Annotated in this window: 10 protein-coding genes; 3 read left to right on the top strand and 7 right to left on the bottom strand. The window is 59.6% G+C overall.

Annotation, left to right across the window (positions count from 1 at the left end; translation table 11 throughout):
• Positions 1-48: 48 nt before the first annotated feature.
• Both L2D14_02335 and L2D14_02330 read left to right on the top strand, forming a co-directional pair.
• A complete protein-coding gene (locus L2D14_02335) occupies positions 49-1296 on the top strand; it encodes a class I SAM-dependent methyltransferase (protein WNK00272.1) in 1248 nt (415 codons plus the stop codon).
• Positions 1297-1313: 17 nt separating this feature from the next.
• Positions 1314-2048 carry a glycosyltransferase gene (locus L2D14_02330; protein WNK00271.1) on the top strand — a complete coding sequence of 245 codons (735 nt, stop codon included), beginning with the start codon at positions 1314-1316 and terminating at the stop codon, positions 2046-2048.
• 21 nt (positions 2049-2069) lie between these two features.
• Here L2D14_02330 and L2D14_02325 read toward each other — a convergent pair whose 3' ends face one another.
• From L2D14_02325 to L2D14_02295, 7 genes are all read right to left on the bottom strand, one after another.
• Positions 2070-3494 carry a mannose-1-phosphate guanylyltransferase/mannose-6-phosphate isomerase gene (locus L2D14_02325; GenBank protein WNK00270.1) on the bottom strand — a complete coding sequence of 475 codons (1425 nt, stop codon included), beginning with the start codon at positions 3492-3494 and terminating at the stop codon, positions 2070-2072.
• On the bottom strand, positions 3494-4114 hold the full coding sequence (locus L2D14_02320) for an SIS domain-containing protein (protein ID WNK00269.1): 621 nt from the start codon (positions 4112-4114) through the stop codon (positions 3494-3496). The genes L2D14_02325 and L2D14_02320 overlap by 1 nt, the downstream gene beginning before the upstream one ends.
• Positions 4115-4153: 39 nt before the next feature.
• Entirely contained in the window at positions 4154-5443 is a 1290-nt protein-coding gene (locus tag L2D14_02315) for an MFS transporter (protein WNK00268.1), read from the bottom strand.
• Complete coding sequence (locus tag L2D14_02310; protein WNK00267.1) at positions 5430-10280, bottom strand: NAD-glutamate dehydrogenase; 4851 nt, start codon at positions 10278-10280, stop codon at positions 5430-5432. Before L2D14_02310 ends, L2D14_02315 begins: the two co-directional genes overlap by 14 nt.
• Before the next feature lie 124 nt (positions 10281-10404).
• Positions 10405-11418: a lipid A deacylase LpxR family protein gene (locus tag L2D14_02305; protein WNK00266.1), complete on the bottom strand. Its 1014-nt coding sequence runs from the start codon at positions 11416-11418 to the stop codon at positions 10405-10407.
• Between the two features lie 122 nt (positions 11419-11540).
• Positions 11541-11828 carry a hypothetical protein gene (locus tag L2D14_02300; GenBank protein ID WNK00265.1) on the bottom strand — a complete coding sequence of 96 codons (288 nt, stop codon included), beginning with the start codon at positions 11826-11828 and terminating at the stop codon, positions 11541-11543.
• A gap of 311 nt (positions 11829-12139) precedes the next feature.
• Positions 12140-14515, bottom strand: coding sequence for a hypothetical protein (locus tag L2D14_02295; protein ID WNK00264.1), 2376 nt, complete (start codon positions 14513-14515; stop codon positions 12140-12142).
• 559 nt (positions 14516-15074) lie between these two features.
• Here L2D14_02295 and L2D14_02290 point away from each other — a divergent pair.
• On the top strand, positions 15075-15566 hold the full coding sequence (locus L2D14_02290) for a cyclic nucleotide-binding domain-containing protein (protein ID WNK00263.1): 492 nt from the start codon (positions 15075-15077) through the stop codon (positions 15564-15566).
• Positions 15567-15576: the final 10 nt, after the last annotated feature.

Below are 15576 nucleotides of genomic sequence, written 5' to 3'. Positions count from 1 at the left end.
AAATGCACCGGTATCGACCCCCCGGCAACGGAAGGTGACAAAAACATAATGGCCAATTACCGCGCGTTCAAAAAAGACACCTGCCGCATCTGCGGCGGCCGCGATCTTGTCCGGTATCTGTCGCTGGGCGATCAGCCGCCGTCGAATTCGTTTATTGCCGCCGCCGAAATCGATGACGAGCAGGCGTTTCCGCTCGACGTTTATCTTTGCACCGGATGCGGCCTTTCGCAGTTGCTGGATATCGTTTCCTCCGAAGACATCTTTGACGACTATGCGTATCTGTCGTCCACGTCGCGCGCACTGTGCCAGCATTATCAGGGTATGATCGACAGCGCCCTGGAGATGCTCCAGCCTGCGCCCGGCAGTCTGGTCGTCGACGTCGGCTGTAATGACGGCATCACGCTCAATTGCTATCCGGAAGATGCATACCGGGTGCTCGGGATCGAGCCGTCGAGCGCCGGGAAGTACGCGAAAGAACGCGGCTTCGATGTCGTCGAACGTTTCTTCAACGAACAATGCGGCCGCGATGTCGCCGCTTCGCACGGCAAGGCGGCAATCATTACCGCAACCAACGTCTTTGCACATGTCGACGATATCACCGGTTTTGCCGCCGGTGTCCGCGAGCTTTTGGACGAAGACGGGGTGTTCATCATCGAGTTTCCGTATCTCGTCGATATGATCGAGGCACTGTATTTCGACACCATCTATCACGAACATCTGTCGTATCTGAGCATCGCACCGCTGGATAAGCTGTTCGCGAAAACGGGGCTGCGGGCATTTCATGTCGAACGCACCGAAGTCGGCGCTTCCGGGCCGGCGCTCAGGCTGTTCGTCTGCCTGGCTGACGCGGCGCATGCGACACACGAGACAATCACCGGCATGCGCGCCGCCGAGACGGCCTGGGGCGTTTCTAACATCGCCGCCTATGAGCAATTCGCCGAGCGCGTCCGCAAAACCGGTGAAGAGCTGGTCGCCATGATGCGCGCCCTGAAGGCCGAAGGCGCGAAAATTGCCGCCTACGGTGCTCCGGCCAAGGGCAACACGCTGCTGAACTTCATCAAGGCGGATGCCTCGCTGATCGATGCGGTTGCTGAGAACAACGAGCTTAAGATCGGCAAGGTCACCCCCGGCACGCACCTGCCGATCATTTCCGACGAGGCGTTTCTGGCGGGCGGCTACACCCACGCCCTGCTGTTGGCTTGGAATTATCTGGACTTTTTCCTGGAGAAATCGCCGTTTATTAAAGACGGTGGAAAGTTCATCGTGCCCGTACCGAAACCGGTCATTCGCCCATAACGCATCGAGACAGTCACATGATAGAACTCGAAATCGTCGTTCCCGTCTATAACGAGGGAAAAAATATCATATCCCTGCTGGAAGATGTGCGGCGGCATGTGGAAACACCTTATCGCGTGCTGATCTGCTACGATTTCGACGAAGACGATACCCTGGAGGCCGTTGCCGGCTATCAGCATAGGGACACGGTTGAAATCATTCCCGTCAAGAATGTCGGGCGCGGACCGAACATGGCTGTGGTCAGCGGACTGCGCCGCTCCACGGCGCCTTATGTTCTGACTCATATGGCCGATGACGATTTCAATGCCGACATCATCGACAAGATGGTCGACCGGGCCAAGGCCGGCGCCTCGCTCGTTGCCGGTAGCCGGTTCCTGCCGGGCGGCTGCATGGACGGCTGCGTGTGGTACAAGAAGATGCTGACCGTGACGGCCAACATCTCGATGTACATCTTAGGCCGTTCGCCGATCCGCGACGCCACAAACGGCTTCAAGCTGTATTCGCGTGAACTTCTGGATGCCGTCGAGCTGGAGTCGACCGATGGCTTCACCTATGCCATCGAACTGGTCGCCAAGGCACACCGTCTCGGCCTGCGCCTCGATGAAATTCCGGCAAAATGGTACGAACGCCGCGAAGGCGAAAGCCGGTTTCAGATTCTGCCGTGGATCAAACCCTACCTGCGCTGGTATTTCTTCGTTTTCGCGACGACATGGCTGAGGCGCGGTCCCGAGACCATGAAGCGCGGGGGCTAGCCGCCGCAAACCGGATGAGGCCTAGTCGATGCGGCCGTAGGAATCCTCGAGCCGCTCTATATCGTCTTCTTCCAGATAATCCCCGGTTTGCACCTCGATCAGATGGATGTCCGTATCTGCACGGTTTTCCAGGCGATGGTTTTCGCCGGCCGGGATATAGATCGACTGGTTCGCCTCAAGCACGATTTCCCGGTCCCCCTTGGTCACGTGGGCGACGCCGTCGACAACGACCCAATGCTCGGCACGGCGTTCGTGGCGCTGCAGCGAAAGTCTGCCGCCGGGCCGAACCGTGATCCGCTTGGCGCGAAATCCGGCACCGCGGTCGATGTCCTGATACGATCCCCACGGGCGATGTACCGTATTCGCCGTTTCGACCTCCGGACGACGGTCTGCCTGCAAGGCGTCAACGATGCCGCGTAAATCCTGCGAAAGGTCGCGATCCATCACCAGCACACTGTCATCCGTGGCAACCACCACCAATCCCTCCACCCCGACCATCGTCACCAGGCCGTGTTCCGAATGGACCAGGCAATTCCGGCTGCCGCTCAACACGACATCGCCGACGCAAGCGTTGCCGTCGTCATCATGCGGCAAAACACGCCAGATAGCATCCCACGATCCGATGTCGCTCCAGCCCATATCAACCGGTACGACCGCGCCGAGGGTACTTTTCTCCATCACCAATCGGTCAAATGACTCAACGGGGAATTCCGCATAAGCGCCGGCATCAAGGCGAATAAAGTCCAGATCGCGTTTGCTTTCCGCAACCGCCCGCCGGGCCACGGCAAACATCCCCGGCCGGGCAACATCGAATGCTCCCGCGGCCGTTTTCGCCGATAAGGCAAAAATTCCCCCATTCCAGAAATGGCGACCGGATTCGACAAAACCGGTCGCCGTTTTTTTGTCCGGCTTTTCGGTAAAGCGGACGATATCGTTCGCACCCACGATGCCGGCTGCGGGGTTTCCGGATTCGATGTACCCGTAGCCGGTTTCCGGCCCGTCGGCATGTATCCCGAATGTGACAATCCGTCCCGCCACCGCAGCCTGTGCGGCAATATCGACAGCCGCCAGAAACTCGCTGTTATCCCTGATCAGATGATCCGACGGCAGAACCAGCATGATCGCATCGCCGCCGTGCGCCGCCTCGACATGTGCGGCAGCCGCCGCAATTGCCGCCGCCGTATTCCTGGCTTCCGGTTCCAAAAGGATATCGCACGGCACCAATCCGGCGTCACGTAACTGCTCGGCGACCATGAAGCGGTGATCGTCGTTGCAGACGAAAACCGGACGCGAAAACCGGGCGGGGTTGGTGACGCGGCGCGTGGTCGCGACAATCAGACTTTCTTCGCCTGCCAGCTCCAGGAATTGCTTGGGCCGTGCCTGCCTGGACAGTGGCCAGAGTCTGGCCCCCATGCCGCCCGACAGAATGACAGGAATAATCTGCATTAAAACTTTCTGGACCCGATCAGGGACGGATCCATATTGCGCACCCGCAGGTGCTGCGCCAGGACATGCATCATCGACTGATGGACATCTTCGATCACACCGTAATTGTCCGCGTCGACATGCAGGTGTACGTCGCAAAGGCCGGCGGTGCGGCCGCCGCCGAAACCGGTAAAGGCGATGACGGGGACCTGATTGTCGCGTGCCCAGGTTGCCGCGCGCACGACGTTTTCGCTGTCGCCCGACGATGACACCGTGACCAGAACGTCGCCCGGATCGGCCATCGTCTTGAGCTGATAGGCAAAGACCTCGTCATAGGAAATGTCGTTGGCGATCGCGGTCAGTGTTTCCACCGTCGACGACAGCGAGACAACGCGCGGCTTCAGCACGGTGTCCGTCTGCACGCCCTTCAGGTGATCGCAGTGAAAGTGATTGGAGATCGCCGCCGAGCCGCCGTTGCCGCAGACAAACACCGTATTGCCCGCGCCGTATGTCGCGTCGAGCAATTCGCCGGCACGGGTCAGTTGCGCGCGGTCGATGGAGGCAAAGGCTTTCGCCACATGTTCGGCGTAGGCGTCAAGGTAGCCGCCGATGCCGTCGAAATTCCGATCGGGAAATGTCATGGCTTCGTATATCCCGTTTGACCCTCCCAGGCAACCGGGTCAGGCAACCGGCTCAGGTCGCGGCGGGGGCCGGTAGTGAACGCCCCTGAGCAGCCAGCCGCCAACGATGAAGAACAGCAAAATACCGCCCATGCCGACACGCTGGCTGTCGAACGCCACGGTCAGGGCGCCGACCAGCATCGGTCCCAGGAATGCCGTCGCCTTGCCGGACAGGGCGTACAGGCCGAACATCTCGGTGCGGATCTCGGGCGGCGCGAGATGTGCCATCAGCGAACGGCTCGCCGATTGCGCCGGGCCGACAAAAACGCCCAGCGAAAGCCCGACGATCCAGAAGTGCGTGACATCGGTGACCACCAGGATCGCCGCGCCCAGCACCGTCAGCGCCGCCAGCGAGATATAGATGACGCGGATCGGCCCCCAGCGGTCATCGGCCCAGGAAAATGCCAGCGCCCCCAGGCCCGCCATGACGTTCATGCCGATCCCGAAAACGATCAGGTCGGCGAAGCTCATACCGAAAGTCCCGGCGGCGTAGATGCCGCCGAACGCAAATAAGGTGTTAAGGCCGTCGGTGTAGATCATTCGGGCCAGCAGATACCTGAAAACCGTGGCGTGCGCGCGTGCCGTGCGGATGGTCCCGGCCAGCTCGCCAAAGCCGCGGCGGACGGCTTCGGCCATGCCGATTCCGGTTGGCGGCCGGTCCGGGCTGAACAAAAAAACAGGCAGCGCAAACAATGCCATCCATGCCGCGACGAAGGGGCCGGTCACACGCAGGTGCTCGGCCGCATCCTTATCGAGCCCGAACAGCGGCGTGTCGGTCTGCACGAAAGCGACCAGCACCAGGGAAAGACAAATCAGCCCGCCGGCATACCCCGTCCCCCAGCCCCAGCCCGACACCCGCCCGATGCGATTATCGGGAACCAGGTCGGGCAGCATGGCGTTGTAGAATACCATGCCGGTTTCGAATGCAACATTGGCGGCGGCGACCAGAAACAGCCCCCGGATCATCATGTGCTGATCCGGCGCCACGGTCCAAAGCGCCGCCGACAGGAAAATACATGCCAGCGTGGAAACGAACAGCCAGGGTTTGCGCGGGCCGGTGTGATCGGCGATGGCGCCGATGACCGGGCTGATGACGGCGACGAACAACGCCGACCAGCCGATGGCCTGACCCCACAGCGCCGTCCCCGTCACCTCGTCAGGTGCGACGCCCTTGGTGAAGTAAGCGGCGAAGACAAACGTGATGATGACCGTCGGGAAAGCCGAGTTGGCCCAGTCGTACAGGCACCACGCGGCAACCCCCAAACGTGACGGCGCTTTAGTGCCTGGCACCGTCGACCATGGTCCTGAGCTGACGGCTAGCGACGGCGATCATCGACAGGTCGTTGACCTCGACATTCCACAGCTCGCCGAGCATCTGTTCGGTCGGCTCCACCAGCGCAGGGTTCGAGGTAATCCACGTGTCCACCGCCTGCTGCGGCGAAGCCCCCTTGCGGGCACTTTCGAGAACGGCTTCGGTCAGGTGCAGCTGGTGGCTGTAGATTTCCTCGACCAGCGCGGCGATGGCAAGCTGCTGCCAGTGGCTTTCGGAATCCAGCAGCTCCGCGGCTGCCCGCAACCGGCCCATGCGGAAGCGCGTGCCGATGGCGAAATAGCCCTTGGCCACGGCCAGCACATCGCCCTTCCGCTTGATCGCCAGTTTGACGATGTCGCACCCCGAATACAGGTTCACCAGATTGGCGACACGCAGCGCCAGTGCTTCCGGTGCGCCGTGATCGATATACGGTTGTGCGCGCGACTTCAGATCGCTGACGTAATGCTTCGGCAGCGTCGACGACAGGTTGGCCGCCAGCGTGCGCATGCCGTCGGCAAAGGCGCCGCAGTTGCTGCCGATATCGAGATTCTTTTCCCCGTGACGCAGGAACCATAGCGTCACCCATTCCAAAAGGTGATGCGTGTCGATCATCATCGAGGTCTGCGTCGCCGCCGGGACCTTGTTGTCGAGCGCCTCGATCTCGGCCCACAGTTTCGGCATCTCGAAGATTTCCTGGGCGATGAACCAGGCGCGGGCGATTTCCGGTACGCCCAGGCCCGTCTTTTCGCGGACCTCGTTGACGAAGCTGCTGCCCATGCGGTTGATCAGGTTGTTGGTCAGCCGCGTCGCGACGATCTCGCGGCGCAGGCGGTGTTTGGCGATTTCACCGCGGTATTTTTCCCGAAGCGGTGTCGGGAAGTATTTCACCAGGTCGTTGAACAGGTATGGGTCGTCCGGCACGTCGGACGCCAGCAACTCGTCGTAGGTCCAGAGCTTGGCATACGACAGCAGCACCGCGATCTCGGGCCGGAACAACCCGTGGCGCTGTTGCGCGCGCTCCGCCATGACTTCATCGTCGGGCAGGAATTCGACGGTGCGGTTCAGACGGTCCGCACGCTCCAGCGTTTTCATCAGCCGGTGCTGGTTGTCGAGCGCGGCAAGCCCGCGTGCCTGGATCAGCGTAATCGCCTGGCCCTGGTCATAGTTATGCCGCAACACCAGCGCACCGACCTCGTTGGTCATGCTGGCGAGCAACTTGTTGCGGGCGGATTGGTTCAGATTGCCGGCCTGCATCACCTGGCCCAGCAGAATCTTGATGTTGACCTCGTGGTCCGAGGAATCGACGCCGGCCGAGTTGTCGATGCTGTCGGTATTGAGCCGCCCGCCATGCTGCGCAAATTCAATGCGTCCAAGTTGCGTGGTGCCCAGGTTGGCGCCTTCGCCGATGACCTTGGCGCGAACGTCGGCGCCGTTGATACGGATCGCATCGTTGGCGCGATCGCCGACGTCGGCGGCGGATTCATGTGCCGCTTTGATATACGTGCCGATGCCGCCGAACCACAAAAGATCGGCATTGTGTTTGAGAATCGCTTTCAGCAGTTCGTTCGGTGCGACCGTGTCCTTGTCGATGCCGAACAGCGCCTTGATCTCGGGGCTGAGTTTCAGCGACTTGGCGTTGCGCTCGAAGATCGCGCCGCCCTTGGAAATCAGCTTGGTATTGTAGTCCGTCCATGACGAGCGGCCCATGTCGAACAGCCGTTTGCGCTCGACCCAGGTCTTCGCCGGATCCGGATCCGGATCGACGAAGATGTGCATGTGATTGAACGCCGCCAGCAGTTTGATGTGCTTCGACAGCAGCATGCCGTTGCCGAACACGTCGCCGGACATGTCGCCGACACCGATGCAGGTGAAGTCCTCGCTCTGTGTGTCGACGCCGATCTCACGGAAGTGGCGCTTGACGCATTCCCAGGCACCCTTCGCGGTGATGCCCATTTTCTTGTGGTCATAGCCCTGGCTGCCGCCCGATGCGAACGCATCGCCGAGCCAGTGCCCGTAGTCGATCGAGACCCCGTTGGCGATATCCGAAAACGTCGCCGTCCCCTTGTCGGCGGCAACGACCAGATACGGATCGTCACCGTCGAGGCGCACCACGTCCTTGCGCTGCGTGACCCGCGGGCCGGAAATATTGTCGGTGATATCGAGAAGGCCGGAGAGGAAAATCTTGTAGCACGCGATGCCTTCGCTCAAAAACGCATCGCGGCTGTTGTCCGCGGGCGGCTGTTTGCAGACGAACCCGCCCTTCGATCCGACCGGCACGATGACCGCGTTCTTGACCTGCTGCGCCTTGACGAGGCCGAGCACTTCGGTGCGGAAATCTTCCGGCCGGTCCGACCAGCGAAGTCCGCCGCGCGCGACGAACCCGAAGCGCAGGTGCACACCTTCGACCCTTGGACTGTAAACCCAGATTTCGCGGAACGGGCGCGGCAGCGGCATGTCTTCGATTTCACGCGAATTGATTTTGAACGAGACATAGGATTTCGCCGTGCCGTCATCGCCCATCTGGAAGAAGTTTGTCCTGAGCGTTGAATCGAGCAGATTGAGGAAGCGCCGCAAGATACGGTCTTCGTCGGCACTGGCGACGTTTTCCAGTTTTTCGAGATAGGTTTTACGCATCCGTTCCGGGTTGGATTTTTTATTCTTGGCCTGCGCCGGATCGAAAATCGTATGGAACATGTCGACCAGCAGGCCGGCGAAGCCGGGATGGCGGGCGATGGTCTGTTCCATATAGGCCTGCGAGAACGTGATGCCGACCTGGCGCAGGTATTTGCAGTACGCCCGGAGAACGACAATGTCGCGCCAGCTCAGACCGGCACCGATCACCAGTGCATTGAAGCCGTCGCTTTCCGCGTCGCCGTGCCAGACCCGGGCGAAGGCATCCTCGAAGTTGTCGCGGATCGCATCGACATCGATGGCCGCGCCGCTGCGCTGCTCAAGGCCGAAATCGTGGATAACAAGACGCGAGAAACCGGCATCCGGCAGGGTAACGCTGTGCGGCCCCGCTTCGTTGATGACCTTGAATCCCATATGCTCGAAGACCGGCAGCACATCCGACAACGGGATTTCGGTTTCCGGGTTGTAGAGCTTGAAACGGACCGATGCGGCATCCGTGCCGTCCGGCCGGTACAGGTGAAAGCCGATGCCCCCCTCGCAGGCGAGGGCCTCGATCTTGTCGAGATCGAACAGGACCTCATCCGAAGAATACTGTGCCTGATAGGACGGCCCGAAAGCATTCTTGAAGCGCGCATGCAGGGCGTGCGCACGGGCCTCGCCTTCGCGTGCGGTCAGCGCATCGAGAACCCTGTCGCCCCATGACCGTGCCGCCTCGGCAATTTTCGCTTCCAGTTCAAGCGTGTTGTACTTGGGCATCTTGCGGCCCATCAGCTTGATGATCAGGTGCACGCGCGCCAGCGGTGAATCGCCCAGCTGGGTGAAGAACGCGGACGGCTCGCCGCCGAATGCGTCGGCCAGAATTTCCTGCATTTTCTGACGCAGCCCGGTGTCGTAGCGGTCGCGCGGCACGAACACCATGCACGACAGATAGCGCTTGAAGACATCCTCGCGCACGAACAGCGCGACACGTTGGCGTTCCTGCAGGTGCAAGATACCCGTGGCGATCTCGAACAGCCGTTCTTCCTTGATCTGAAAAAGCTCGTCGCGGGGATAGGTTTCGAGAATGTTCAGCAGTGCCTTGCCGTCGTGGCTGTCACGCGAAAAGCCGGCCCTGTCGATGATGTTCTGCAGACGGCGGCGCAAAAGCGGAATGTTTCTGGGCGAAAGGTTATAGGCGACCGATGTGAACAGGCCGACGAACAGGCGATGGCCGATGACCTTGCCGTTCTTGTCGATCTTCTTGATGCCGATGGCGTCCATGTGAACCGAGCGGTGCACCTGCGAACGCTGGTTGGTCTTGGTCACGGTCAGCAGATCGCGCTTACCCAAAAACTCGGCGATCTCGGCGGGCAGGGCGCCCTTGGACTGAAAGGCCTCGAACACGGTGGTGCCGGGATCGCGCAAAACGCCCAGGCCCGACGCACGGTCAACGGTGACGCGGGTTTTCTTGCCGGCGCTGGAGATCTTGTATTCGCGGAACCCCAGGAACGTGAAATGGTTGTCATGCAGCCAGCGCAGCAGCTCGCGGATTTCAGACGCTTCCTCCAACTGAATGCCGCGCGGCTCGACCGCCAGATCATCGATGACGGTTTCCATGCGCTCGCGCATCGGCCGCCAGTCCTCGACCGAGGCACGCACGTCTTCGAGGACGGATTTCAGCGAGGCGGCGATTTCACGCAGCGCCTTTTCCGGCTGTTGCGCGATCTGGAAATGCATGAAGCTTTCGGTTCTCGCATCGACGTCCATATGGCCGCGCTCAAGAATATCGAGCACCGTGCCGGTCTTGCTCCGGCGGACCTTGCAGACGGGGTGGATGACGAGATGTATCGGCAGCTCGCGCCGCGTCAGTTCGGAGGATATGGAATCGACCAGGAACGGCATGTCGTCGGTGACGATTTCGACGACGCTGTGATCCGCCGACCACTTGTTACTTTTTGAATCAGGATTATAGACCCGGATGTTGGCTGTCCGCGGTTTTCGCGTCATCCCTGTTTCCAGGTGCGCGCGCGCCATGCCGACAAGCTCGGGGCCGCTCAGGGCCTTGAGATCATGCTCGGGGACATGGGCATAATATTCGGCGATGAACGCACGAAGCAGTTTGCCCTTTTTTCCCTTGTCCGTTTTTTGTGCTGCCCCAAGAGCGGTCGACGCGATAGCGCCGCCGGCGTGATCCGATTTCGGCATTGGATGCTCCCTTATCCCCGTCTTGTCTCGAGGTTCAATAGGTGAAGGCTATCGCATCCAGCGGGTCAGGGGAAGTGACGCTCTTACAAAAAGATCAGAAGTTACAAGAAGTTTCCGGCCCTTATCAAAACCGGAATGAAAGACTGACGGCGCCGAAGCGGTCGGTTTTCGTTTGCGTGTCGAATTCGCGGGTGCGCATCACGTGGGTAAATGCAATGCGGACATTACGATATGTCATCGACACGCCGGCGACGAAATCGCCGACGAGATTTTTTTTATCGACGCTGTGGCTGTCGGTGAAGGTGTTGCCGTCGAGAAAAATATTCTGCACGACCCAGCGGCCGTCGACCCCGGCAAAGGCATACCAGGAGAATTTTTCCGCCGGGTTGATGGCGCCGAAGCCGGACAGGCTCGGACGGATCAGCGGCGGGCCGTAATCGACATACAGCTCCTGCCCGATCCGGAGCGTCACGCCGCCGTTCAGGTGTGTATAGACGTTCCCCAGCGAGGCGCCGACATGCGGAATCGCATCCGCTTCAAACCCTGCAAAGCGCAGCGCCTTGTGGCGCCATTTGCGCTCGCCGATCAGGTTGACGCCGGGTTCGTTATCAAGCTGGTTCTCCCAGCCCTTCGATGTCGCGACGCCGATCAGTTTGTGATATTCGTTCTGCACCTGCTTGCCGAGCGCCGCCGGCCCGACGATGCCGACCTCAAGCGCGACCTTGTCCAGTGTCTCGGTGAAGTGTTCGCCAATCCCCTTGCCGGTTTCCGCATACAGGGATGCCGACCCATACAGCCAGCCGGCATAAGGCCGATCATCGGAGATCAGCGTGCGGGCCTCGGTATCGGCCGGCGTATACATATTATGACCGAGCTCCAACCCGAGCCGTCCGCCACGCACTTCGGCCAGCGGGTATAGCGTCTGCAGGGTGTCGCGTACCTCGGGAAGATTGTTGCCGTCCTCGGGCTCTGAAACCCACCCCAACCGGACACCGTTGGTATAGTGCCGGTCGGTATTGGCAATGCGGTCGTTTTCGACGTTAACCGTCCACGTCCCGGCCTCGGCCGACAGCGCCGGCAAAGCCAGCATGCCGAACAGGACGCCACCGTAAAACGTTTGTTTGAAGGATCGCCGCATCCTTTTTCTTAGCGCGAACACGCCAGCGAGGGAAGGACAGAACCGGCGATGACGCTAAAACAAAAAACGGCGCCCATTAACTGGGCGCCGTCTTTGCAAACACAATTGTCTGAGTTCAAGCGTTAGCCGCGTTCGTACGGCAGAGTGAACTCGGTGTTGGTTTTCTCGGCCATAATGGCGTCTTGTGAAGCACCGAAAACGTGCGGTTTGGTTGCTTCGGTGATGTGATCGACGTTCATCACCGGCTGAGCGCTGGCAAATACGGTTCCCGAGAATACAGTCCCCGATGCGCCGAAGACGGCCGGGTTGATATCTGCCGTAAGGTGGTCGATGTTGCTGGCCTGAGCCGAGGCACCAAAGCCGAGTGTCAGGGCGATGGCGGAAGCTGCTGCGATTTTTCTGATGTTCATTGTCTTAATCCTCTTCATCTATGTTTCGTCTTTTTCGACGTTGGGACACCGTGTCCCTTGAGAAAGAAGTTAGGACAAAGATTTCCGTTTCTCACTTAAAGCCGAATCAACCAGGCGTGACCGGATATATTCAATTAAAATCAATAGGTTACTATGATTTGTGTGCGCCCCGTCACGGCCCGCGCTCACGCGCGCGTGTGCCTGCTCAAAGCGCTGTGAAACGGCAGTGACCGGAAGGTGACTAAATTAGTAACTTGCGCGTGAGCAGTGCTGGCACAGGCGCGCATTCATGCCCCGTGCAAGACCGGTTATCACGAGCCGGTGTTATCGGAGTCTACGGCATCGATTGTGAACAGGCAGGGCGCGCTGTCACCGTGTGCAGTCGTCGCGACCGCCTCGCCTTTGTATGGCCGGCCCGTGTCGATGCCCTCGAAACACAGAAACGTTGTGCGGGCGGCTTGCTGTTTGCCGATGGAAACGGGGGCAGAGACGATCTCTTCCCCGTCCGCATCGCGGAGCTTGCCCGATAACGTCCCCCACGCCCCCATGGCATTGGTCCTGAATGCGACAAACACCGAAGACCCGCACCGGCGGATCACGGCAGGGTCGGAAAGCAAGGGGCGCACATCATCAGGACGGGCGATTTCGATCACCGGCCCTTGCGTGCGGCCGCTGGCGTTCTCCGTCACCAGCTGGGCAAACAGCGCCCCCGGGGCCAGGCCGGCGAGGTCTTCCGATAGGGTGAACTTTTCCGCAGAAGGCATGAACGCCGGCGCATCGCCGAAGACCTCGATCGCGTCCAGCCCCCAATGTGCGTCGCGGTATCCGGATGCGATCCGCAGCCGCAGGTATCGGCCGCGCCCCGGGGCGTCGAAAACGATGCTTTCGGCAAGATTGAAGGGCTTCCTGGAATCATCCGCAACGGGTTCGCTCCCCGTCGGCCATAATGCGATGTCTTCCGGAACGTCGCGCATGGTTCCATCCCAGAGCGTCTTGAAATCAGCACCGTCCGCGGAGGTCGCCAGCGATACCTGGCGCGCCGGCCACAAGGGATGCTGATGCAGCCTTATGCTGCGTATCGCCGCATCTTCGCGGAACTTCCAGATAAAATCCTGCGCCTCGGACGGCACTGCCCCGCTTTGCCAGCAATGCCCCATGGCGCCGATCCAGCCATTCGTCAGCAGGCCGGGATCGGTTCCGCTGTTGGCGGGATGGCGGACAAGCGCGGCTTGCTGACCTGGCCCGAGAAGCGAATACGACCGGTATGCCAGGGCCAGGGACGCAATATCGATGTCCCCAACCGGCGGGTCCATTTCATCGCCGCAAACAAAACACAGGCAGATGTTGCCGGCACGGTTTTCGCGTAAAACATCCCCGATCGGGTGGTAGCAATAGCGCTCCATAGAAGCATTGGTTTCCTCGACATTATTGCCGCAGAAACTCCACGCACGGGAATCCGCCGATAACGTGAACTCGGCCCGATGCCATGTGTCGTCATTGATGAAGTCTTCTCCTCCCAGATCGCCGGTCCGGGCCCAGGCGGCACAATTATCCGCATACGCCGGAAACATCGCCTCGCCGGTGGCACCGTGCACCCAGGCGACAGGGAAGAATTTCTTCGCATCCAGATTTCGTACCCGGTACGTGACGCTGAATCCGGCATCGCGCAGATCCATCGCCTCTCCCGGATAAGCAGGTTTGGGAAAGGTTTCGGATTCGTAGGCTTCCGGCACGGCCCCCCGCAGATGCACGGCAGACGTCCAGCCCATAAGCAGGTCGATGACGCCAATGCCCTCGCGGTGATTGCGGTCCTTGCCGAAAGGCCCTTCGAAGCGCATCGCAACACCATCGCCGATAGCGTCGTTGCCGGTTTCGACAAAGCGCACGGTAAGGCTGAACGCGGTCATGCGGCGAAACATGTTGGCGCCGTTCTCTATCAGGCGGCCGTTGCGCCCGGGCGGCATCTGGCGCGGCGGCGTACGTTGCGTCAGTTCATCCGGCGCCGTGCCATAGCGGAAGTAATACTGCGTCGGCTGCGTCGCGCCTTCGATCTGCCCGTTCAGGACCGCGCCGTCCAAACCCACGGCTTCTCCCGGCATCGTCAGAACGCTGTAGGTCCCGGTAAAGGCGCTTTCCGTCCGTGCCGGCGCATCACTGATCGTGTCAGTCAGAGATTGATCCGGCGTTTGCGGTGCGACCGACACGCGCGGCCCACCCCGCCGGGCGTCGAAAATCGATGCGATGGTGCTCGGTTGAAAATGCAGCCCGGGCCGGCCTCTGCGGTAATACGCATCGAAGGTCTCGCGGACCGTATCCATGTCATTTTTGTTGTAACAGCCCACCAGCTTCAAAATGTAGCCGAACGGTTCCTCGGGGAAGGCCTGAATATATGCATCGGCGACTTCGCGTAATTGTTCGTAGCTCTGGAAGTCCTGAAAGAAATCGCCGAGAAATTCCGGATAGAGGATGCATCTTTGGGCGATTTCATGGAAATAGCGCACCGCCGTGGCCGTATCCGAAATCCTGAGCGCCAGGATCGCATGGCCGTACATTGCCGAGAGGTTGTCGCGTTCATTTTCCAAAACATAATCGAAGAATTTTTTTATTTCCGGATACTGATCTCGCTCAACGAGCCGGGCACTTCTGATAAAATCTTCGTTGAGAGATGCACGTATCGTCCGGTGCATTATTTCCGCCTGTTATAGGTGCCGTGGATGCGTAAAGCCGCAATGCGGGTATGGTTTGGCGGGGGCCATTGTGCATGACGCGCTTTTAACGCGTCAACCGATGCGGAATTTTATGAGAAAGCCGGTAGCCGGGCCGGGAGGAAATCGAGCGGGCGATGTGATTCGAACTCACAACATCAACCTTGGCAAAGTCGCCAAAATCATAAAGCTATAAATATCAATAATTTGTTCGAGTGCTGTGGCACGCTAAGCCGGAATAAAAGGGGATAATCGGAAATAAAACGAATTTGCCGGGGCACAGTTTGGACACGGTGAATCTAGTCCGTTTCCCAACTATATGCGGACGTCAACCTTTTCACCGTATCTGACCCATAGCCGGCATCACAATGTGCCTGTGGTTTATACGCTGTAGTGGCCACACGGCGGGAATGCTAATAAATGACTTCAGCCCCGACACAGCCAATTCGTCTTTTTTGCATTAACTTTAATAATAAACGATACAGGCTGCAGGTTTGGCGCTGGGTAGAAAAACGGGGCACCGTCTCCGGATTAAAAGAAGATGAAGCAAAAAGGCGGGGGTAATATGGGGCTGTTCGACTACAGCGATACGGCCACTGTTCCGGCCGATCTGGAAGAAATAACATTGCTTGCGGACCTCTCGGACGAGGATTGGTCGCGAGTGCTCATGATCGTTGAAACACGGCATTTCAAAGCCGGCGAAGACCTGATCCGGGTCGGCGAAAAGGATGATTCCTTTTACATTCTGACGAACGGTTCCGTCGATGTGGTCGTCGATACAAATGGGCAGGAAACGATTCTGGCAGGCATTTCTGAAGGCTCCGTGTTCGGAGAAATTGCGTTTTTTGACGGTGCCCCCAGAAGCGCCACAATCAGGGCCCGCGACCGGGGAACCGCTGTCCGCGTCACACGGGAAAATTTTGAAAGCCTGGCTGCCTGGGAACCACAGATTGCCCGTACCCTGCTTTATGATTTGGGCAGGGTTCTTGCCATGCGGCTTCGTTGGACGACAGACCGTGCCAACAAAAAATAATCTTCCCTAC

It is taken from the genome of Thalassospiraceae bacterium LMO-JJ14 (assembly GCA_021555105.2).
Lineage (GTDB): Bacteria > Pseudomonadota > Alphaproteobacteria > Rhodospirillales > Casp-alpha2 > UBA4479.
The sequence above is the reverse complement of the archived record's forward strand: the minus strand, read 5'-3'. Positions and strand labels throughout refer to the sequence as shown.